Origin of the sequence: Marinomonas flavescens, from assembly GCF_004352835.1 — a bacterium.
In the GTDB taxonomy this organism is placed as follows: domain Bacteria; phylum Pseudomonadota; class Gammaproteobacteria; order Pseudomonadales; family Marinomonadaceae; genus Marinomonas; species Marinomonas flavescens.
On the sequence record NZ_SJSB01000005.1, the window covers coordinates 169,963 to 191,033 of the forward strand.

Consider the following 21,071-nt stretch of genomic DNA (forward strand, 5'->3'; position numbering starts at 1 on the left):
AACTAATATAGATAGTACTCACTATTAATGGTGCCTGTAGGAAATGATCTAGTCGTCTTGTACATGAGCGATTAGGTCATTTCTTGTTTATGACGTTTTAAAATAGGGTATGCCGTCGCGACCAGTAATGAAGATAGGCGCTGTAGGTCTCGTAAAATATCCATATGTATTTGTGATGAGGCCAGTGTTGCAGGAATCTGATCTCTAATACGGCGAGTATGTTGCTCTCGGCATACGGCAATTTTATTACGGTATACGTGTTTGGCATCGACCAATTCGGCAGCAAGGTCAGGGCTTTTTGACACATAAACAGCTTGAGCTAAACGAAAAATTTCAAACAATTCAGAGAAGAGAGTATCTAACTCTCTTTCACCTTGCTCAGAAAAATGAATCTTTTCTTTGTGTTTTTTGCGAGCTAGCACCATAAGGCTTGCGTCAATGATGTCCCCCACGTGCTCTAAATTGGTTACAAAACTGAACGCATCTTGCCAGCTATTTTGTTCTTCCGATGAGCTCTTAATGTTTTCTATCGCGGCCAAGTAGTAAGTTACTTCGCGATGAATTCGATCAATATCATCATCTAACTCTTTTACTCTATTAATGTGTTTACCATTGGTAAATGTTTTAGGTGTACTTTCCAGCATTTGATAAGCGATATCAGCAATTCGCAAAGTTTCATTGGCGACATTAGCAATGGCTCGAGTAGGATGCTTGATATCGTCTTGTGATAAATAGACGGATGTTAGAGGTTTGTGACCATCCATTTCCGTGTTGTTAGGAGAGACGTATTTCTTTAATAGATTCGCCCAGAAAGGCAGCATGGCAAGAAACAGAATACCGTTAATGGCATTGATCATGACATGGAAAACCATCGGTGAATCTAAACCAAGGCTTTGTAGTGAAAGCCATCCAGATTCTTGAATGAAGTAAATCAGCAAACCAATAATAACGGCACAAGAGCGTATAAGTAGGTTGCCTATTATCACCAGTCGTCCTTTTGCGCTCAATCCCCACCCAGAGCTTAATGCGGGCAATGCGCCGCCGATATTAGCGCCAATAACCATGATCATCGACATCTCAATAGAGATAGCGCCGTCAGTGACAAGGTGAGTAATAATCAAAATCATCGCTAAACTTGAGTGAACAAGCCAAGTAAAGAGCGCAACCAAAAATAGGGTTAGTAAGGTATCGTGAGCCAATAAACTGGTGAGATACGTCATGCCGTTGCCAGAGCGCATGTCTGCCGTACTTCTTGCGATCAGAGATAAGGCGAGCAGGAGAAGGCCAAGCCCAAGGCAGATTCGTCCCCAGTATTTATACTTTCGTTTTGTCGATTTCTGAAAACTAATATAGCCAATCAGCAATAGCAATGGAGAAAGAGCAGACAAGTCAAAGCTAAGTAGCATTGCCATTAAGCTTGAGCCTATTTCTGCACCAACGGCTAATGCGAGGGCAGGAATAAGCCCTAAAGCACTTGTCGCGACAAAGCCTGCCGCCAGTAGTACAACCGCTGTGCCAGATTGTAGTGCCGCGGCGGCGATCCCTCCTAAAGCTGCGGCTTGAAGGCGATGACGTGTCATCAAACGAATCGCATTTTCTAGATTTTTGCCATAGGCGCGTTCGAAGCCAGTGCGCACCATGCGAATCCCCCAGAGTAGTAGGGTGATGGCGCCAGCTAATTGAATAATTTCAAACATAGTAGTGTCCTAATTTAGGACTAACGGACAGAGTCTTTATGAACAGTAATGTAGTTAGTCGATTTACGCTTAGATATGACGTTACATTAGCAGAGTGTCGGTGTTTTTGTCTGCTTTTTTACGACACCTATTTGTCTCATTAATCATTTTTTTGTTTTTGTGAAACCCATAAACACTGCGATCTTGAGCTGTATTTATAGGATGAGGGAAATTGTTTTTCTTACTGTAAAAACCAAATATATTAATTAGTTATAGAGTAAAAGATGCCTATATGCACTGTGTTTTTTTGATTAATAAAGGGCGTTTTAGAAGAAGCTAATCGTTTTTTGTAAAATAAGAGTGCTCTGAAAGGAGGTGTAGATTATTAAAAGTAAAACTATGGCCGGAGTGATACCAGCCATAGTTTGTTATTTTTAAGATTGGGGTAAATATTTACCCATGGCTAACATAAGTGATTTGTGTTTCAAAATAGCCAAGCACTCACTCTCTTTGAGGTGCTCATAGAGCTGAGGTATGCTGTCGCTTTGCTCAATTTGCCACTCGGCACAAATACGATTACGGCATAATGTGTTTTCTTCTTCATTAGGAAGTTGAGCAACATACCAATGATAGAATCCTACATCACTGATAAATCGAGACAACGGAGGCTGCTTATCATAATCGTCATCTTTAACAATATGATTTTGCCTGTCGTTAAGGCGTTTAACGATCCCTTTAGGGTGTTTTTCTTCTGAAGAGCGAAGCAACATAATTTTAGACAGTAGATTGCCGCGTTTTTCGCCACCGCTAAGCCAAGAAAGAGGGATAGAAAATACCAAGCCGATGGTAATAGGCAGTGACCAGTAGAAGAGTTCAGGACTAAGAAATAGGGCGGCGCCTGCTAATCCTGCACCCAATAACGTATGAGATAAATGGGCACGCGCGACGGTTTTCCATGGTGTAGCGCCATCATCACGAGACTGTGGTTTCCAGCCGCTATCACGGCCTTTTAAAACATCAAAGACCACCAAGAACTGAGAAAACATTAAAATCGGAGCGTACAACGCCGACATAATAACTTCCAGCAAGGTATCCAATGTCAATAATATTGGACCACCAAACGCCATGCAGCGGCGAGGGTAGATCATAGCGCTGATCCAACCAAAGACCTTTGGTGCGAGGACTAGTGCCATTGAAAGCTCGAATAATAGCCGTGCTTTTTGAAAATCAAAGACCGGCCAAGTTGGGAATAATGACGGGTTAGAAAAATACTCGGGACGGACAAAGTGTGCCTGTACAGCGAGAGCGAAACCCACAGCAATCAGTAAGAACCAAAAGACAGCGCTCAGATAAGAAAAGATACCTGAAAACAAATGAATGCGTGTAGCGAAGTGAAAGCCTTTCGCGAACAAAAATGCCTTATGTTGCAAGTTACCCTGACACCAGCGACGATCTCGTACCATCACATCAATCAGAGATGGTGGCGCTTCTTCGTAAGACGCTTCTAAGTCCATATCAAAGCGCACACCCCAGCCAGCGCGACGTAACATGGCGGCTTCCATAAAATCATGGCTCATGATGTGTCCACCAAAAGGGGCTTTCCCTTCTAAAATAGGCAGACCGCATGCTTCAGCAAACGCTTTGGTGCGAATGATGGCATTGTGTCCCCAGAAGTTCGAGGCTGTGCCATGCCATGCCGCTAGACCAGACGCATAAACCGGTCCGAAACATTGGTTCGCAAATTGTTGTATACGGCTGTACAGAGTATTGGCTTTAATAATGGTGGGTAGCGTTTGTATCAAACCGAGACCAGGTTCAGCAGCCATACGGCGAGATAAACTAATTAAACATTCCGCACTCATCAAGCTGTCGGCATCTAAAACAATCATGCTTTCATAATTAGCACCAAAACGCGTTACCCAATCGGCAATGTTACCCGCCTTACGTTCATTGTTATTATCACGACGGCGATAGTAGATTGGGCAGGCTTGATCATCATGATTTAATAATGGGTAAAAGGTGTGCTTTTCTTTAATGCAGGCTTCGGAGCGATTACTATCACTAAGAATGAAAAAGGCAAATTTACCGGGTGCTTTTTCCAATAAATCTTCATGCATGGCTTCAATGCTGGCACGAATCCGAGCAGGATCTTCATTGTAAACAGGCAATAAAATAGCAGTAACGCCATCAACATCCACTTCTTTTACTTTGCGAGAAAACGGCCATAGGCGGCATAAAAAACCAATAATCGCTTGCGAAAAAGCAAAAGAGATCCAAGTAAAGTTTATGCAGAATAAGACTAAAAACGCCCATTGCAAACCCGCAATGGCATTGGTGTTTAGCACCGCATACATTTCTGTTGCACCATACCAAGTTAGACCAAGTGTAATGGTTAGCACGCAAAGGCGAGCCAAGAGTGTTCTAAATAGAAACGGCTTGACTAATTTTTTCGCTTTTTGGCGAGCCTCATTCACTTTGTGACGAGGCATGGCGAGTGGTGCTTCTGGCGGTAACGCCAGACGTTCGTACTGACTTCCTTGTGTGTTTATCATTTTTGTTTCAACCATCGGTATAACCAGGTGGAAGCAAGTGGTTGATCATTTTCTTTCAACTGCACTCGCAATTCAGCAACGTCTGCCTCTTGAGTATCAAATGTAACGAAAACTCTTAGGCCCTTAATATTAGGGTTTTGAACCACCCGAGTCTTAATGATACTGCCTTGGCTGATGCTCGCGTTCACAGCAACTTTACTTAAGTCACTAACGGATAAATTACTATAATCGATCACAACCTCAGGATTGTTATTCGGTAGGCTGACAGTTCTTGCACTGCGTACTATATGCGGTTTGCCCGCTAATATAGGTGTGTCATTAGGCCAGGTCAGCTGGTAGGAGTAGGTATATGGAACGTCTTTTTTTAGACCATCTTTAGGTTCCCAATAAGCAACAATATTATCATTGCTTTTAGAGTTAGAGGGTATTTCTACCAGTTCAATATTGCCAGCGCCCCAATCGTTTAACGGTTTGATCCAACTGGATGGGCGATCTTGGTAATCGGCGTCCAAATCTTGGTAATCACTGAATTTATTATCACGTTGGATCAGTCCAAAGCCTTTTGGAGATGTATCAAGAAAAGCACTGATTTGTAGTGTTTTAGGATTGTTGAGAGGGCGCCACAATACCTCATCGCTGCCGGTCTGAATTTGTAGACCATCAGAATTGTGAAGTTCAGGTCGATAATTTGGACGATCTGAATGGTCTAACGTCCCATCGTACATGAACATGGAATTAAGTGGGGCTAAGCCAACATGTTGAATGTCTACTCTTGGAAACAGTGTTGCTTGAACATCGACCCGTGTTGGTGACCCTGGGTAAATACCGAAGCGGAAAGCGCCGGTGACGCTTTTACTGTCTAACAGTGCATGCACCACAATGGCTTTTTGAGTAACGGATGGACGCTCGATCCAAAAGTGTTTAAACCTTGGGAATTCTTCCCCTGTGGGTTGTGCAACATTGATAGCAAGACCGCGTGATGAAAGGCCATAAGTTTGCCCTTTCGAAATCGCCCGAAAATAACTCGCACCTTGAAAAACAATAAATTCGTCATTCTGATCCGGTGCATTTAATGGATAATGCAGACGTAATCCAGCGTATTTTCCTGCTTTTGCAATGAGGTCATCAATTTTTTGTGTTGGTGTGGTGAACGACGAAGCAGACACTTCCAGAGGGAAGCCACGTCCATTTTCAACCACATCAATAGAGACTAAATCTTTATATAAGTAGCCTGGGGCAAACAATTGTATGGAAAATGGGGTTGGCGTATTTCCCCAAACGGCCTTGTTTTGTTGAAAATCTATTTTTTGATAGGTTGCAGCATCAAGATTAGTCAGTAACTCTGGTGCAACATCAGGGGCAATCATCGGTGATTTAGCGAGATTTCTTGCAATATTGACCACAGTTTGGGAAGAAAATGGATAATCTACCTTAGCGTCTTTCTCTGTATCGCTAACGGGTTTAGTATCCATTTCAGTCGAAGATGTAGGATCTTTCTTTTCTATTTTTTTTGTTGGCGTCGTCGAGTCTTCAGATGGTGCTTGTTTTGTACCTTGGTCTTGCGTTTCTTTAGATTGTGGGGTCACCACAAGGCTTTCTGATTTTGGGATTGCCATGTCGCTTTCTGCTTGTGAAAACGCACTTAATAATAAAGAGGCAACAATGAAAAAGAATTTAATAGATGTCGAATTATGCATAGTAAAAAAAATGAGCTCTAAATAAATAGGCAGAACTGAGTATAAACATGGTTCTGAATATTGTGTTTTTTATGAGCCGCTGACTCCTTGAGAATCTCTTTTAATATAAAGCCTTATGATAAAGCTTTAATAATTTCATAGTGAGTTTTTGGCGTCCGAGAATTGAAAAGATTTTGTGAGTCTGTTTCCTTTTTTTATTGGGAAAGTGCAAGGCGCATCCTTTTTTTTAGGCTAATTTACTTTGTGAGAAAAATGAACCTATTTGTGAGTAAAGCATCAAAAAAGTCAAAATAAAGTGTGAACATCTTTACTCATGGGGAAAGTACCAGTGAGAGAAGGCGGTATGCTTTACGTGAGATGTGCATTTTAGCCTATCTTTCGTGATTTGATGTCATTTTTATGTGTGACATACACTACTTTAAACGTGTTTTATTTTCAGGAAGGCTATGAGTCACTCGGAATTTAATGAATATGCCACTGTTTGTGATGAATGCGATTTGGTGAATGAGGTTCCCTTAATGGAACCCGGTGAGAGTCTTTCTTGTTCACGGTGTGACCACCTATTGGTGAGTTTACCGAAGAAAAGGCGCGAGAAAATATTGGTTTATAGTGGCTCCGGATTATTGATGTTGGCGTTGGCGCTGAGCTTTCCTTTTCTGAGCTTTTCTACCACCGGCATTGGGCGCACCGTGACCTTTTGGCAAAGTCTATCTGTGTTATTGAATAAGCAATTTACCTTCTTGGGCGCCTTATTGATTTTTGTGCTTTTGGTTCTGCCTATGTGTTATTTGCTTAGTGCGGCGCTATTAACTTGGCTTATCAATAAGAGAAGAAACAGAGTACTACAGCGATTATTTTTGCGCACCATGACGGTGATTCAACCTTGGTTAATGGTAGATGTATTTTTAGTCGGTGTGCTGGTGGCGTTAGTGAAAATGCAAAGTATGGCAGACATTGGCTTTGGTTTATCGTTCTGGGCATTTTGTAGTTATGTGTTATGCCTGTTAAAAACCGTTTCCTTGGTAAATCGCCGTTGGCTCTGGAATCAAGTGGCGGGTGCGGCTAAATGTCCTCCTTTAATGGCAGGCTCCGCACGCGCTCAAGGACTGGTTGGTTGCCATTTTTGTGGTGCTGTGGTGGCGGAAGAGCATGGCCACTGTGGGCGTTGTGGGCACACTACTCACAGTCGAAAACCAGCTAGTATTCAAATGACGGTCGCGTTACTTGTTGCGGCGTTATTGATGTATGTTCCCGCGAACCTATTACCGATTATGAATACCACCTTCTTTGGTGTCAGTGAGCCGTCGACCATAATAGGAGGGGTGTTTCAGCTTTGGGGAATGGGCTCTTATCCTATTGCGATTATCATTCTCTTGGCGAGCGTGTTTATTCCCATTGCCAAAATACTGTCGTTAAGCTGGTTATGTTGGCAGCTGCATTTTTCTTCTCATCATTCCACAACACAGAAGTTAAAACTGTACCGTATGACAGAATGTGTGGGACGCTGGTCGATGATTGATATATTCGTGGTTGCAACATTAACCGGATTGGTGCAGATGGGAGGGTTGATGTCGGTGGTGCCCGGAGCGGCGGCTTTGTCATTTGCTGGTGTGGTAATTTTAACCATGTTAGCCGCTATGTCTTATGACTCACGGCTGTTATGGGATCAAGAAGAAGCGTTGCTTGCGGGCAAAAATAGTGAAAGGTGAGATGAATACTAATGGTGAAGCCGGTGTTATTAATGAATAAGGGGAATCAACCTTGAGTGAGTTACAAGAGAACAGCCAATCGATACGCAAGGTACGCTTTAATTCGATTTGGCTTGTTCCTTTATTAGCCCTAATCGTGGCAGGTTGGATGGTGTATCAAAATTGGTCCAGCGAAGGCCCAGAAATTACCTTGATAGCCTCTAATGCAGAAGGGTTAGAAGCTGGCAAAACCAAGATCAAAGCGCGTAATGTTGATATTGGTACCGTGACTCGTATTCACCTTAGTCCAGACTACAATACGGCCATTATTACCGTTCGGATGGACAAAGATACCGATAATATGCTGCACCAAGACGCCAAGTTTTGGGTGGTTAAACCGCGTGTAGGAAAGGAAGGCATCAGTGGTTTAGGTACCTTGTTATCGGGAGCTTATATTGACATGGAGCCGGGCGAAAAGGGGGAAATCGCCTCTAAATTTAATGTTCTTGAGCAAGCGCCCTTGTCAACCACGGAGGACAAAGGGGTTCGATTGATGCTCGACAGCAAGGGCAGTTCAAAATTGGATGTGGGGACTGTGGTTCACTTTCGCGGTTACGATGTGGGGTATGTTGAAAAAGTCGGATTTGATACCGCTGCAGGGGCGATCACCTATCAGGTGTTTATCAAGGCGCCATATGATGCTTTGGTAAATAGCTCGGTTAAGTTTTGGCTGACTCCGGGTATTGCCTTAACAAGCTCAGCACGAGGGGTAGAGTTGCGAGTGGATTCCTTGGAAACCTTATTATCTGGTGGTATCAGTTTTGGCTTGGTACATGATCAAAAGGCCGGGAAAGAGATTGAAGACCTTACGCAATTTCATTTGTATGCCTCTAAAGAAGACGCAGAAAATCAGTTTTACAATCAGTTTATTGATTATGTCTTTTTGTTCGATTCAGACATCAGTGGCTTAACCGCTGGTGCTCCTCTGGAATTTCGAGGTGTTCGTATCGGCACGGTTGAGCAAGTACCCTTTACCGGTCTCTCGATGGTGGGGTTAACCTCGCTCAAACAATCGGCGATTCCTGTATTGGCTCGCATTGAACCTCAGCGTTTGAATAATGGGGACAAAGACCTGACGTTACAAGAATGGAAAGCCTTGTTTAAAGATCGAATTGAAAGTGGCTTTAGAGCGACGCTTAAAACTCGCAACTTTTTAACAGGCGCTAAGGCGATTAATATCGATTTTTACCCTAATTCTAAGAACGAGAAGCCACAAAAAGTGGTGGGTATAGACGTCTTTCCTGTGACCAATACAGGCTTCTCAAGCATCGAAAAGAAAGTGACTGAGATACTGGATAAATTGGCGCAAGCACCAGTCAATGAAAGCTTGCAAAGTATTACCGATGCCATGAGTAACGCCAATGATACCTTGGCTTCTATGAAGGCAACGTCTGAAAATGTAGATCAGTTAATTAATCAGCCTGAAGTACAAAAGTTACCCGATGAGGTGCTATCGATAATGGATAAACTGTCTCGCATTCTAGAAGCCTATCAAACCAATGGCGAAATAGGCTTGCCGCTAAAAGACAATCTTAAGGCCTTGGAAAAATCGTTGAATGAACTTCAGCCGCTATTAAGAGGTCTGCGAAATAATCCGAATTCATTAATATTTGATAAAAAAATGCAGCCAGATATACAACCTAAAGCCGCACAGTAAATAAAGGAAACTAGAATGAAAGGTAACTACTTATCGGCCCTAATGATTGTTTTTATCTCTGCTCTGCTAGCTGGCTGTGCCACTACAGAGGTGACGAGCAATGAATACTTGTTGATGGATAACACACCTAAAATAGTGATTAGTGACCCTAAAACACAGGTTAATATTCAACTCATGCCGATACAGGTAGCGGATTATTTGGCAGGCAGTGAGATTGTTTTGTTGTCTAAACAAGGCATGGTGTATCGGTCTCAGCAAAACTTGTGGGCTGAGCCATTGTCAGCGCAATTAAATCGATTAACGATGCAGGGCTTGATTCAGCGTTTACCCGATACAAACTGGTATAAAGGGCACAATACTCAGGTGGCGAATTTGCTTAAATTAAGCGTCGAAGTGGATGCGTTTTATGGGGATTTAGAAGGGCAGGTGCACGTTTCAGGGCGTTGGACATTACTTTCAGACTCCGGAAAAATACTTCGCTCTAAGGCGTTTATGGTCACTGAAAAATTGAACGAAAATGGCTATCCCGCTTTGGTGCAAACCTTGGCGTCTACATGGTTCCAACAAGTGATGAACCCAATGGCAAAAAGCATTACAGACGCGCTTTAATACTCATTTCTTATCGAGATTCTGAAGAGGGGCATTTGATGATGTTTAGCCCCGCAGAATGTCCCGCTAAGTGCTTTATGATCCAGTTTTAGATGATTGGATTGAGGCCAGTTTAGGAAGGGGCTGTTGGTATGGAAAACCGAATCAGACATCTAGACAAATACCCTTGTCAGATAAGGAAAAAGAACCTCGCCTTGTTGGTGTAATGTCACCGTTTCTTTTTCAGAAAACGTATCAAGAGCCAGTAGTCTTGTTGCAAGTGAGTTATGCTCGCACTAATTCATTACGGTGTTGCTGCCATGAATACCGATCATTAGTGCAAGGGAGTTATGATTTCTTTGTCAGCCCTAAACCTAAAGTTTGGGATCATGCTGCGGGTATTTTGGCCTATCAAGAAGCGGGCGGTTTTGTGAAAATGTTGACTGGAGAAGATTATCAGGCGTCAGTCCGAACAGGCACTATTATAGCGGCCAGAACTGAGAGTATATTGGCTAGAATTACGAATGATTTTAAGGCTATTTTGATCTGATGATTTTATGCACGCACCAGTTAATATTCAATTTGGCCAACAGTAGCACGAAAAACGTCCCTTAAAAAAAGGGCATCACGTGCCCTTTGTTACTTTTAATATAGATAGTTTTAAAGCGGTTAGCGAATAACTGCTTTGGGTTTTGATAGACTTTGTCGTTTTTTCAATGACTCGTAATAAGGGGCGTAAGCAGGGCGGTCAATGTATTGGCCATCGCCTGACTGAGCAAGTAACTTGCCTTCGTGCCATGCTAATTTGCCATTACATATTGTCGTTTCTGGAATGCCGTGAATCGTCATGCCTTCAAAGATACTGTGCTCAATATTCGATTGGTGAGTTTTCGCTGATAGCGTTTTCTGCGCGCTTGGATTCCAAATAACCAGATCCGCATCGGCACCGACTCGCACACAGCCTTTAGTTGGGTAAAGGTTGAAAATCTTTGCTGTGTTGGTTGATGTCAGTGCTACGAATTCATTAGGGGTGATTTTACCTGCATTGACGCCTTTTTCCCATAGCACCATCATGCGCTCTTCGACGCCGGCGGTGCCGTTAGGGATTTGTGTGAAATTGTCTTTGCCCATGGCTTTTTGTTCACTGCAGAATGCGCAATGATCGGTTGCTGTGGTTTGTAGCGTTCCCCCTTGCACACCTTTCCATAGGGCATCTTGATGATGCTTAGGGCGAAATGGTGGGCTCATGACGTGGGCGGCGGCCGTTGCCCAATCTGGATTTTGATAGACACTGTCATCGACGGTTAAATGCCCCGCTAATACTTCGCCAAATATGGTGTGACCATGGTCTTTAGCGTAACGGATAGCATCTACCGCTTCTTCGGTAGATACGTGAACCAAGTAAAGCGGTGCGCCAAGAGTATTGGCAATGCTGATTGCACGATTGGCAGCTTCCCCTTCGACGGAAGAAGGGCGCGACAGAGGATGAGCTTCAGGCCCAGTCATGCCTTGTTCCATGAGTTTGTTTTGAAGATGGTACACCAGCTCACCGTTTTCTGCGTGTACTGTTGGAATAGCGCCTAATTCAACGCATTTAGTGAAGCTGGAAACTAAAATTTCATCGGTGGCCATAATGGCGTTTTTGTATGCCATAAAATGTTTAAAGCTGTTAACGCCATAGTCTTTTACCAGCGTTTCCATTTCTTCCCCGACACTGTCATCCCACCAAGTAATGGCAACATGGAAAGTATAATTTGAATGTGCTTTTTCTGCCCACTCACGCCATTGATGATAAGCCTCTAATAAAGATTGCTGTGGATTAGGAATGACAAAATCGATGATGCTGGTGGTGCCGCCAGCTAATGCGGCTCGAGTACCGGATGCGAAATCGTCTTTGGCGACGGTGCCCATAAAAGGAAGTTGCATGTGTGTATGAGGGTCAATTCCGCCAGGCATAATGAGTTTGCCGGTTGCATCGATGACAGTTGCGTCGCTTGGAGGTGTCATGTTTTGGCCGATGCTAATGATTTTATGACCATCGCATAAGATATCAGCTTGGTAAGTTTCTTCGTGGGTGACGATCGTCCCCCCTTTAATAAACAGGCTCATAGTGTCGTCCTTTTTGTCGGTTTTATTAGTATTTTTGTTCGTATTTATTAAGTTCTGATAGATGTGCTTCTTTGAAATTTCCTGTCGTGCAAGTCCTACAGTAAGAGCATCAATGATTAGTTTGATGCTCTTACTGTTTAGACCTCTCTTATTTCGATATTAAGACGGCATGGCTTGCGTTTGATTAGCTGACGATGCCAGTATTTTGGCCAAAACGAAATAGACAATGGCGCCAGTAAAAGCACCCGTGAACCAGCCGTATCGATAAAACCAATTAATGCTTGGAACACTTAGCGCAGCAATAGTAATCACTACTGGTACGGCAAAGGCGAGCAAGCCAGCATAGTTAAAAGCAGGATAAATACCATTCGGCGTATACAGAGCGACCAAATCAAGGTTTTGACGCTTAATTAAGAAGTAATCGACGATCATGATTCCTGCGATAGGGCCTAGTAAGCTTGAGTAACCTAATAGCCAATTAGAGTACATACTTTCAACACTCACATCGGATTCGATCCAGCCCATTTTTTTCAATAATTCCCAGCTCATTAATAGAATACCAACCAAGCCAGTCAATAACGCACCGCGGGTATGATTAATAAGTTTCGGTGCAATGTTTTGGAAATCGTTCGTTGGAGAGACAACGTTGGCTGCAATGTTTGTAGACAGTGTAGCGATAATGATTAAGACCATCGCGATCGCAACTAAAAATGGGCTGTTGATTTTACCAATTAATGAAATAGGATCAGAAATGGTTTCGCCTACTAATGTTGACGAGGCCGCGGTCAGTACAACACCCAATGCTGCAAAGAAGAACATGGTGATCGGTAAGCCAATAATTTGACCAAGTACTTGGTCCTTTTGTGATTTTGCATAACGGCTAAAGTCGGGAATGTTAAGGGACAAGGTTGCCCAAAAACCAACCATGGCGGTTAAACCACCAAAAAAGTAGCCCCAAAAGCCAGCGTCTTCAGGGCGATTAGCAGGGGTTGCTAAAATTTCGGTAAAGGAGACCTTGCCTCCTGCCCAAATCATCAAGCCAATACTAACAACCAACAATAACGGTGCAGAAAGTGTCTCTAGCCATTTGATTGACTCTGATCCACGTACAACCACAACCATTTGCAGTGCCCAAAATAGAAAGAAGCCAATGACTTCACCAACGCCACCTAAACTTGCCCAGCTTGAAGATATCGCCGATAAAAACAAGTGAATGGCTAGGCCACCAAACATGGTTTGAATGCCGAACCAGCCACACGCAACAAAACCACGAATTAAACAAGGAATATTAGACCCTACTATGCCGAATGAGGAGCGTAATAAAACAGGGAAAGGGATGCCGTATTTTGTGCCCGGATAGGCGTTTAATGTGAGGGGAACAAGCAAGATAATGTTGGCAATTAGAATGGTAAGCAAAGCTTCCATAACCGATAAACCAAAGTAGGATGTTAACACGCCACCCAGCGTATAAGAGGGTACGCAAATCGCCATACCTACCCATAACGCGGTGACATTCCACTTGTTCCAAGTGCGATCTTTAATCTTGGTTGGCGCTAAATCGTCATTGTATGCCGAACTTTCTCTGAGGTCTTTATCGACCTCGAGCTCGAAAAACTCACCTTGCTGAATGGACTTGCTTGTCATGTTGCCACCTCTTCGATTTTTTTGATTATGAGTGTTTATTTAGTGTGTATAGCGATGTTCCATTTGAGTAACATAATTATTAAGTGCTCTTATGTATCTTCTTACTTTATTCGTGTTCTTTGGCGATACGTTCACTGGCTTCAAGCATGGAGTGCAGCAGTACGTTGGCGCCTGCGCCACATTCTTCTGGAGAGCTATATTCTGCTTCGTTATGACTGATCCCATTAAGGCAGGGTGTAAAAATCATGCCAGTGGGTACCAAGTCGGCCATGTAGCAGGCGTCATGTCCTGCGCCAGCGTAGATATCCATATTGCTGTAGCCTAATTTCTCTGTGGCGGACTTAACATCGTCAGACGCATTAAATTCTACGGGAGCAAAATACCAAAAAGGGTCGATATTAACGTCTAGTTCGTGCTCACTGGCTATCTTCTTACAAAAAGCGAGTAGCTCTTCATGCATGGTCAACAATACGCTGGGAACTGGATTACGTAGATCGGCACTGAATTTCACATTACCGGGAATGGTGTTACGAGAATTTGGCCAGACTTGCATAAAGCCGACAGTACCCAGACCGTTTTCATGGCGGTTTGCAATGGCTTGCATTTCAGTCACAATCGCGGCGGCGGCTAACATGGCATCTTTACGCAAATGCATAGGGGTGGTGCCTGAATGAGAAGGGCGGCCGACAACTTCGATGTTATACCACCGAATACCTTGTCCTAGTCTTACGATGCCAATGGATTTTTTTTCATCCTCTAGGATTGGACCTTGTTCAATATGAGCCTCAAAGAATGCGCCCATATGGCGACTACCTAGTTCCATCTCACCTAAATAGCCAATACGCTCTAGTTCATCACCGAGTCGAATGCCATTGACGTCGGTTTTATTTAACTCTGTCTCTAGGTCAAAACGGCCAACATAGGTACCAGAACCTTGCATAGCAGGCTGAAAGCGGGAGCCTTCTTCATTTGTCCAAACAGAGAACTCCATTGCCGTTGGTGTTTCGATGTTGTTTTCATGGAGTGTGCGAAGTACTTCTACGCCGGAAAGTACGCCAAAAACACCGTCAAACTTGCCACCGGTAGGCTGGGTATCAAGGTGGCTACCGGTACCTACGGCTGGTAGATTGTTATTTTTCCCTGGTCGGCGAGCAAAGATATTTCCTATTTTATCGACTTCAATTTCGCAACCGCAAGCCTTACACCAAGAGACGAAAAGGTCACGAGATTGCTTGTCTAAATCGGTCCCAGCAAGGCGATTACAACCACCCTTTTCTGTACCACCAATTTCACCCATTTCCATAAGGGTGTCCCAAAGACGCTTTTCGTTAATACGAAGATCTTGCATAGTGTTCTCCTAGATAACTTAATATTTATTCAGTATTTTTTACCAAAAGGTAAAAAAATTACCAAAACGAAGTGAATCACATATTCATTTCGTTAGAAGAGAGAATATAATGGTTCAACGTAAATTCATGATGGTTAAGTGTTTTTTATTGAACTTTACAGAAAGCAATTAGCAGGCCAACTTTTATTATTAATCATTTAGTTGGTGAATTAATTAGAATTTTAATTAACAGGCTAATTTTAAGTGATTTTCGATGCTACTTTAAAGGTAGAATTAAGTAAATAAAATATCGTGGGTATTTTTTAGTATTATAAAATAAGGAAGGGCGAATTTTGATTGGAAAAAAATCAAAGCATACAAAGCAATCGGTTAATAGAAAGATACTAGAATCACGTATATTACGTTCGGCTGAAATTGTTTTTGCTTCTAAGGGATTTAGTGGTGCCTCTATGGAGCGCATTGCAGAAATATCTAAAATATCTAAGCAAAACCTTATTTATTACTTTCCAAACAAAGACTTACTGTACAGAAGAGTGTTAGAGGAGATTCTTGATATTTGGATAGAGAAACTCTCTTTTCTAGAAAATCATGGCGATACTCCAGAAGAGGTAATACGCAGTTATGTACGTGAGAAAATGCAGATTTCAAGGCTTTACCCAAATGGCTCGAAAGTGTTTGCCCATGAAATTATTAGCGGTGCTCCAGTCCTAAAAGACTATTTGATTAGCCACTTAAAACCACAGTTTGATAGAGATGTTTCGTTAGTTAAGTCTTGGATAAATAAGGGATTAATAGAAAATGTAGATCCTGAGCATTTATTTTTTACGATATGGGCTGCAACACAAACTTATGCGGATTTCTCGACTCAAATTGAAATTTTATTAGGTAGAAGCAGTTTGCATCAAACTGATTTTGAACAAGCTGAGATTGCAGTCACAGATTTTATCGTGCGCGGTCTTGGTGCGCACAAAAAAAATAATAATAATTAACGCCACGTTTTCATCTGTTCAACGTAGAGTAGCTCTGTTTTTAATATAAATTGTTTAAAGAAAAACCTTTCCTATTCATGATCTTAACCATTTAGTTAACTTTTTAGTTAACTAAACTTAAGTCGGTAAGTTTTTTTTTGGTGCAAGGATGCACCGAAAAAAAACGATTTACTCTCTTCTGTATTCTTGATATTAGTTTTTATACCAAATGGTAAAAAAATGAAATTAAGGCTGGTTAGGATTAAATATGATTTCTGTTTCTGATGCTGTATCTAATGAATTTGTCACTGGACCAGACTTGTATGCTCTTTGTCAGCAAGCGGCTCAAGTACGTGATGATTATTGGGGAAAACAACTTACTTATTCAAAAAAAGTTTTTATTCCACTCACTAATATGTGCCGTGATACTTGTGGTTATTGTACTTTTGTACAAGGGCCTGAATCCCCCAATTCCAATTACATGACACCAGATCAGGTGTTGAAAACCGCTTTTGATGGTGAAGCACTAGAGTGTAAGGAAGCCTTATTTAGTTTAGGTGAAAGACCAGAAGAGCGGCATCAAAAAGCTCGCGACTTATTAGCGGCCTTAGGCTATGAAAGCACGCTAGATTATCTACATGATCAGTGTGAAAACGTATTAACACATACCAATCTATTACCCCACGTGAATGCAGGCGCATTGTCTTATAACGAACTGAAGCGGTTAAAACCTGTCGCGGCGAGTATGGGGATGATGCTGGAAAATGTATCCAATGATTTACTTAGGAAAGGTCAAGCACACCATGCTTGCCCAGATAAAACGCCTAAACGACGACTCGATACAATCGAGCAAGCGGGAAAGCTTGATATTGCGTTTACTACGGGCATTTTGATTGGCATTGGTGAAACTTGGCAAGACCGCATTAACAGTTTGGTGGCGATTCGTGATCGACACCTTTCTTACGGACACATACAAGAAGTTATCATTCAAAATTTTCGCGCTAAAGCGGGCACCGTTATGGCGGGTTATCAAGAGCCTAATTTAGATGACATGAAGCGGACGATTGCGATAGCACGTTTGATCCTACCAAAAGAAATTAGCATTCAAGCGCCACCCAATTTAGAAGTGGAATACGGCAGTTACATTAACGCCGGCATTAATGATTGGGGCGGTATCTCTCCGTTAACCAAAGATTTTATTAATCCAGAACGAGCGTGGCCTCAGATTAGTAGCGTAGCGCAAGCTTGTGAAGGATTAGGTTATTCGTTGGCAGAGCGACTGACTATTTATGATCGCTTTCAGCAGCAAGACGATAAATATCTAACGCCCAATTTAACTCATCGAGTCGCATCGCTTGCTAGTCATGCCGCTCGCTCTAACCATCAGTATTCTGGTCATCGGTCAGAAGGAGATATCAGCGCATGAGCTTATCACATTCAATATTGGAAGAAATGCTTCCACCAACCCTATTAAGTCACAATATTAGTGCACCAGTACGTGCCATTTTAGAGCACTCTTTATCGGGTAAAGAGCTGAGTGTGGAAGATGCCTGTGTACTTTTCGCCACGCAAGGTGAAGAAGCTCAAGCGGTGTTAGACATTGCTGACAAAGTACGTGAAAAGCGTGTTGGTAATACTGGCAGCTTTGTTATTACTCGAAACATTAACTTTACCAACGTGTGTTATATGGGTTGTCGGTTTTGTAATTTCGCCAAAGAAAAAGGCGATCAAGATGCGGAGTTTTTGACCGTTGAGCAAGTTGCTGACAAAGCCGAAGAAGCATGGGCCCGCGGAGCAACAGAAGTCTGTATTCAAGGTGGATTACACCCAGATATTGATGCGGATTATTACCGTAACCTTATTATTGCGGTGAAATCGCGAGTACCAGAAATCCATATACATGCCTTTTCGCCATTTGAAATTTGGTATGGCTGTAAGAAAGCGCGACTTGAGCCAGAGGTTTTTTTGACAGAGCTGAAAGCGTTAGGGCTTGGTACCATGCCGGGTACCGCTGCAGAAATTTTGGATACTGAGATACGCAAACAACTGACCAAAAATAAACTCACTACAGAAGAGTGGGTTCGCATCGTAAAAGCAGCACATTCTGTGGGTGTTAAAACAACGTCTACCATCATGTACGGCCATGTGGATCAACCGATTCATTGGGCAAATCATCTTAAGCTATTGCGTGATATTCAAAAAGAAACCGGTGGTTTTACTGAGTTTGTGCCATTGGGATTTATTCATTATGAAACGCGTTTGTTTAACGATAATCCGGACAAGGTTCGCCCTGGTCCTACCCGTGATGAACATTTCAAAATGCACGCTATTGCACGCCTTATGCTGCAAGGTCATATCGATAATATTCAAGCATCTTGGGTCAAAATGGGACCAGATGTCGCTGCAAAAATGTTGCGATCAGGCGCCAATGATTTAGGCGGAACCCTGATGAATGAGAGTATTTCTCGGGCGGCTGGTGCAACTCATGGTCAAGAAGTGATGCCAGAAGACATGGTTGCCAATATTCATTCAGCAGGATTGAAAGCGATTCAGCGAAATACCGTATATGAGGAACTAAAAACCTTTGCTGTTGATTCGATCACTCACTTGCGTATCCCTGTGCAAGGAGTCGCGTAATGTCCGATTTAACCATTACCTTATTAGCGGGCGGTGTGGGAGGCGCGAAGGCGGCGGAAGGGCTTGCCGCGAGTGCTTACTCTGATGCGACTCACATCATCGGTAATATTGCTGATGATGAAGAGTTCCATGGTTTATGGATATCTCCTGACATTGATACCTTAATTTATTCTCTTGGAGATCAGATTGATCGAGAACGTGGTTGGGGAAGAAAGAATGAGTCCTACCAAGTACTTAATGAACTCAAGGCGCTGGGTCAAGAGACTTGGATGACCCTTGGGGATTTAGATTTGGCGACACACATCTATCGCACCGAATTGCGTAAACAAGGAGTGAGAGCGAGTCATATTACTCAGCGTTTAGCGAATCGTCATGGTGTACAAGTGCCCATTTTATTACCGACAGACGATGTGGTCCAAACTCAGGTCAGAACCGCGTCTGGTTGGTTGTCTTTTCAAGAGTATTTTGTTCGTGAACACTGCGAACCTAAGGTACTTGGTATCGATTATAAGGGCGCTAAGATCGCTCGAGCTACATCAGAAGCGCTAAATCAGATTGCAAATAGCGACGTGATTATTGTGGCACCAAGTAACCCAATTGTCAGTATTGGCGCCATTTTAGCGATTCCAGGGATTCAAGAAGCGATTGAGAAAAGTGGTGCTTATGTGATTGCTATTTCACCGTTAATTGCTGGTAAAACGATCAAAGGCCCTGCGGATAAAATGTTGGAAAGTATGGGTAAAAGCACCGATTCTAAAGGTGTATATCAATGTTATTCCTCTTTTCTAAATGCGCTGGTTATTGATGATGTAGACCGCAGCGACGCTCCTTGGTTAGAAGGCAAAGGTTTGGATGTATTGGTTACGCCTACCTTTATGAGTAGCACTGAGGATAAGCGTGCTTTGCTAACAGACGTCGTGGCGTTTGCGCTAGCGCAACGTCAACAGAGGGTGGCCTAATGAGCAAACTTTGTATTGTGATTCCGATGAAATGTCCTAAACGTGCAAAGCAGCGATTAGCGACGTGTTTGCCTCAAGTGGAGCGCGAAAGTCTTGCTATCAGTATGTTTCAAAATACCTTGGCGTTTTTCCGTACACACTTTCCAGACTTACAAGTCATGGTGATCAGTGAGTCTTCTGAGATGTTGGCGTTGGCGTCTTCCTATTCCGCACAGACGGTATTAGAAAAAGGATCAAAAGGCTTAAACGGGGCATTACTCCAAGCATGTGAATGGGTGAACAAAGCAGGGTTTAGCCATCAAATGATTGTTCCGAGTGATATTGCGCTGCTGGATAAATGTGAATTTAGTGTCTTGCTGAAAGCGGCTAAGCGCCATCAGGTCGTTGTTGCTAAAGCGAAAGATGGCGGCACGAATGCACTGGTGACATCGCCACCAAATGCGATTGATTTCCACTATGGGCAGAACTCTGCAGAAAAGCATGGAATGGATGCTTTAGATCACGATTTGTCTTTTTGCCAATTAGAGCTGCCGAATTTGTCACAAGATATAGACCAAAGTGATGACCTAGAAAGAGCGATTGCTCAGCAGCCGGAACGCTTTTTAGCGTGGCGCCATTTGTCTAACACGGATCTTATGAAGGAGAGACAGTATGCCTGAGTCTATGTCCATGTTTCGCCTTGAAGGCTTGCCCGATTTCCAACACGGGGATGATCTTGCGCAAGTAATTATCGACACACTGATTGCTCAGCAGAAAGCGCTAGTGGCTGGCGATATTTTAGTCATTGCTCATAAGGTGGTGTCGAAAAGCGAAGGTGCTTGTGCCTATTTAGATCAAATCACACCGAGCTTAGAAGCCATTGAGCTGGCCAAGAGCGTTAATAAAGATCCAAGAAAAGTCGAAGTGATTTTATCTCAATCGAAACGCATTGTGCGTGCGGTTAAGCGCCCTGATCAGCAAGAAGGAGTACTGATTGCTGAGCACAAAAATGGTTACATCTGCGCCAATGCCGCGGTGGATGAATCCAATGCAGATCATCCAGGCCAACTTATTTTACTCCCTGAAAATCCGGATCAAAGTGCACGACTACTGTGCAAGCGATTGGAAGCGCATTTTGGTTGCTCTTTGGGCATTGTCATCAGCGATACCTTTGGACGTCCTTGGCGCTTGGGTCAGACCAATGTGGCAATCGGTCTCGCTAATGTTCCTGGGGTGATGAAGATGGAAGGAGAGCTAGATGCATTTGGCCGTCCTCTTAGTGTAACCGCACCCGCTTTTGCGGATGAGTTAGCCGCAGCGTCTGGCTTGCTGATGGAAAAAAGCGCTAAGGCTCCAGTGATTGTTTTTCGGGGACTTGATTGGCCAAAAACTGATAGCAGTAGCCGCGATCTTATTCGGGCACAAAACGAAGACCTTTTTAAGTAAAGGCCGTGCTAAGAGCGATTAGTAATTAAGAGCTATCAGTAATAAAAAACATAAGAACGAAAC

General features: G+C 43.1%; 16 protein-coding genes. 10 read left to right on the forward strand and 6 right to left on the reverse strand.

Features of this window, described 5'->3' with window-relative positions:
- Positions 1-71: 71 nt before the first annotated feature.
- The 3 genes from E0D70_RS07350 to E0D70_RS07360 all read right to left on the reverse strand — a co-directional run bounded on the left by E0D70_RS07350 (position 72) and on the right by E0D70_RS07360 (position 5,925).
- Complete coding sequence (locus E0D70_RS07350) at positions 72-1,697, reverse strand: Na/Pi cotransporter family protein (protein ID WP_133011623.1); 1,626 nt, start codon at positions 1,695-1,697, stop codon at positions 72-74.
- Between the two features lie 413 nt (positions 1,698-2,110).
- A complete protein-coding gene (mdoH, locus tag E0D70_RS07355) occupies positions 2,111-4,228 on the reverse strand; it encodes a glucans biosynthesis glucosyltransferase MdoH (protein ID WP_133011624.1) in 2,118 nt (705 codons plus the stop codon).
- Positions 4,225-5,925, reverse strand: coding sequence for a glucan biosynthesis protein G (locus E0D70_RS07360; protein ID WP_240537019.1), 1,701 nt, complete (start codon positions 5,923-5,925; stop codon positions 4,225-4,227). The genes mdoH and E0D70_RS07360 overlap by 4 nt, the downstream gene beginning before the upstream one ends.
- A gap of 446 nt (positions 5,926-6,371) precedes the next feature.
- Between E0D70_RS07360 and E0D70_RS07365 the strand changes: the two genes are divergently transcribed.
- The 4 genes from E0D70_RS07365 (at position 6,372) to E0D70_RS07380 (ending at position 10,468) form a co-directional block, all read left to right on the forward strand.
- The gene (locus E0D70_RS07365; protein ID WP_133011625.1) at positions 6,372-7,634 is read left to right on the forward strand and encodes a paraquat-inducible protein A; all 1,263 of its coding nucleotides are present in this window, start codon (positions 6,372-6,374) and stop codon (positions 7,632-7,634) included.
- Between the two features lie 52 nt (positions 7,635-7,686).
- On the forward strand, positions 7,687-9,330 hold the full coding sequence (pqiB, locus tag E0D70_RS07370) for an intermembrane transport protein PqiB (protein WP_133011626.1): 1,644 nt from the start codon (positions 7,687-7,689) through the stop codon (positions 9,328-9,330).
- Positions 9,331-9,345: 15 nt separating this feature from the next.
- Positions 9,346-9,939, forward strand: coding sequence for a PqiC family protein (locus E0D70_RS07375; protein ID WP_133011627.1), 594 nt, complete (start codon positions 9,346-9,348; stop codon positions 9,937-9,939).
- Positions 9,940-10,009: 70 nt separating this feature from the next.
- Positions 10,010-10,468 carry an inositol monophosphatase family protein gene (locus E0D70_RS07380; RefSeq protein ID WP_133011628.1) on the forward strand — a complete coding sequence of 153 codons (459 nt, stop codon included), beginning with the start codon at positions 10,010-10,012 and terminating at the stop codon, positions 10,466-10,468.
- Between the two features lie 119 nt (positions 10,469-10,587).
- Here the strand turns inward: E0D70_RS07380 and hydA are convergent, their stop codons facing one another.
- The 3 genes from hydA to E0D70_RS07395 all read right to left on the reverse strand — a co-directional run bounded on the left by hydA (position 10,588) and on the right by E0D70_RS07395 (position 15,019).
- Positions 10,588-12,027: a dihydropyrimidinase gene (hydA, locus tag E0D70_RS07385; protein ID WP_133011629.1), complete on the reverse strand. Its 1,440-nt coding sequence runs from the start codon at positions 12,025-12,027 to the stop codon at positions 10,588-10,590.
- 159 nt (positions 12,028-12,186) lie between these two features.
- Positions 12,187-13,671 (reverse strand): NCS1 family nucleobase:cation symporter-1, encoded by a 1,485-nt coding sequence (locus E0D70_RS07390; RefSeq protein ID WP_133011630.1) that lies wholly within the window; start codon positions 13,669-13,671, stop codon positions 12,187-12,189.
- Positions 13,672-13,777: 106 nt separating this feature from the next.
- On the reverse strand, positions 13,778-15,019 hold the full coding sequence (locus E0D70_RS07395) for a Zn-dependent hydrolase (RefSeq protein ID WP_133011631.1): 1,242 nt from the start codon (positions 15,017-15,019) through the stop codon (positions 13,778-13,780).
- A 332-nt stretch (positions 15,020-15,351) separates the two neighbouring features.
- On the opposite strand from E0D70_RS07395, the gene E0D70_RS07400 reads away from it, so the two are divergent.
- The 6 genes from E0D70_RS07400 to cofE all read left to right on the forward strand — a co-directional run bounded on the left by E0D70_RS07400 (position 15,352) and on the right by cofE (position 21,008).
- Entirely contained in the window at positions 15,352-16,008 is a 657-nt protein-coding gene (locus tag E0D70_RS07400) for a TetR/AcrR family transcriptional regulator (RefSeq protein WP_133011632.1), read from the forward strand.
- Between the two features lie 247 nt (positions 16,009-16,255).
- A complete protein-coding gene (gene cofG / locus E0D70_RS07405) occupies positions 16,256-17,413 on the forward strand; it encodes a 7,8-didemethyl-8-hydroxy-5-deazariboflavin synthase CofG (protein WP_133011633.1) in 1,158 nt (385 codons plus the stop codon).
- Entirely contained in the window at positions 17,410-18,624 is a 1,215-nt protein-coding gene (gene cofH, locus E0D70_RS07410; RefSeq protein WP_133011634.1) for a 5-amino-6-(D-ribitylamino)uracil--L-tyrosine 4-hydroxyphenyl transferase CofH, read from the forward strand. The genes cofG and cofH overlap by 4 nt, the downstream gene beginning before the upstream one ends.
- Positions 18,624-19,583, forward strand: coding sequence for a 2-phospho-L-lactate transferase (gene cofD / locus E0D70_RS07415; protein ID WP_133011635.1), 960 nt, complete (start codon positions 18,624-18,626; stop codon positions 19,581-19,583). The genes cofH and cofD overlap by 1 nt, the downstream gene beginning before the upstream one ends.
- Positions 19,583-20,242: a 2-phospho-L-lactate guanylyltransferase gene (gene cofC / locus E0D70_RS07420; RefSeq protein ID WP_133011636.1), complete on the forward strand. Its 660-nt coding sequence runs from the start codon at positions 19,583-19,585 to the stop codon at positions 20,240-20,242. Before cofD ends, cofC begins: the two co-directional genes overlap by 1 nt.
- Positions 20,235-21,008: a coenzyme F420-0:L-glutamate ligase gene (gene cofE, locus E0D70_RS07425; protein WP_133011637.1), complete on the forward strand. Its 774-nt coding sequence runs from the start codon at positions 20,235-20,237 to the stop codon at positions 21,006-21,008. Before cofC ends, cofE begins: the two co-directional genes overlap by 8 nt.
- The last annotated feature ends 63 nt before the right edge of the window (positions 21,009-21,071 follow it).

Excerpts from the sequence above, each read along its gene's own strand:
- cofG (WP_133011633.1), top strand. The coding sequence starts at position 16,256 with ATGATTTCTGTTTCTGATGCTGTATCTAATGAATTTGTCACTGGACCA.
- hydA (WP_133011629.1), bottom strand. The coding sequence starts at position 12,027 with ATGAGCCTGTTTATTAAAGGGGGGACGATCGTCACCCACGAAGAAACT.
- E0D70_RS07350 (WP_133011623.1), bottom strand. The coding sequence starts at position 1,697 with ATGTTTGAAATTATTCAATTAGCTGGCGCCATCACCCTACTACTCTGG.
- E0D70_RS07390 (WP_133011630.1), bottom strand. The coding sequence starts at position 13,671 with ATGACAAGCAAGTCCATTCAGCAAGGTGAGTTTTTCGAGCTCGAGGTC.
- E0D70_RS07395 (WP_133011631.1), bottom strand. The coding sequence starts at position 15,019 with ATGCAAGATCTTCGTATTAACGAAAAGCGTCTTTGGGACACCCTTATG.
- cofD (WP_133011635.1), top strand. The coding sequence starts at position 18,624 with ATGTCCGATTTAACCATTACCTTATTAGCGGGCGGTGTGGGAGGCGCG.
- E0D70_RS07360 (WP_240537019.1), bottom strand. The coding sequence starts at position 5,925 with ATGCATAATTCGACATCTATTAAATTCTTTTTCATTGTTGCCTCTTTA.
- cofE (WP_133011637.1), top strand. The coding sequence starts at position 20,235 with ATGCCTGAGTCTATGTCCATGTTTCGCCTTGAAGGCTTGCCCGATTTC.
- cofC (WP_133011636.1), top strand. The coding sequence starts at position 19,583 with ATGAGCAAACTTTGTATTGTGATTCCGATGAAATGTCCTAAACGTGCA.
- cofH (WP_133011634.1), top strand. The coding sequence starts at position 17,410 with ATGAGCTTATCACATTCAATATTGGAAGAAATGCTTCCACCAACCCTA.
- E0D70_RS07375 (WP_133011627.1), top strand. The coding sequence starts at position 9,346 with ATGAAAGGTAACTACTTATCGGCCCTAATGATTGTTTTTATCTCTGCT.
- E0D70_RS07365 (WP_133011625.1), top strand. The coding sequence starts at position 6,372 with ATGAGTCACTCGGAATTTAATGAATATGCCACTGTTTGTGATGAATGC.
- mdoH (WP_133011624.1), bottom strand. The coding sequence starts at position 4,228 with ATGATAAACACACAAGGAAGTCAGTACGAACGTCTGGCGTTACCGCCA.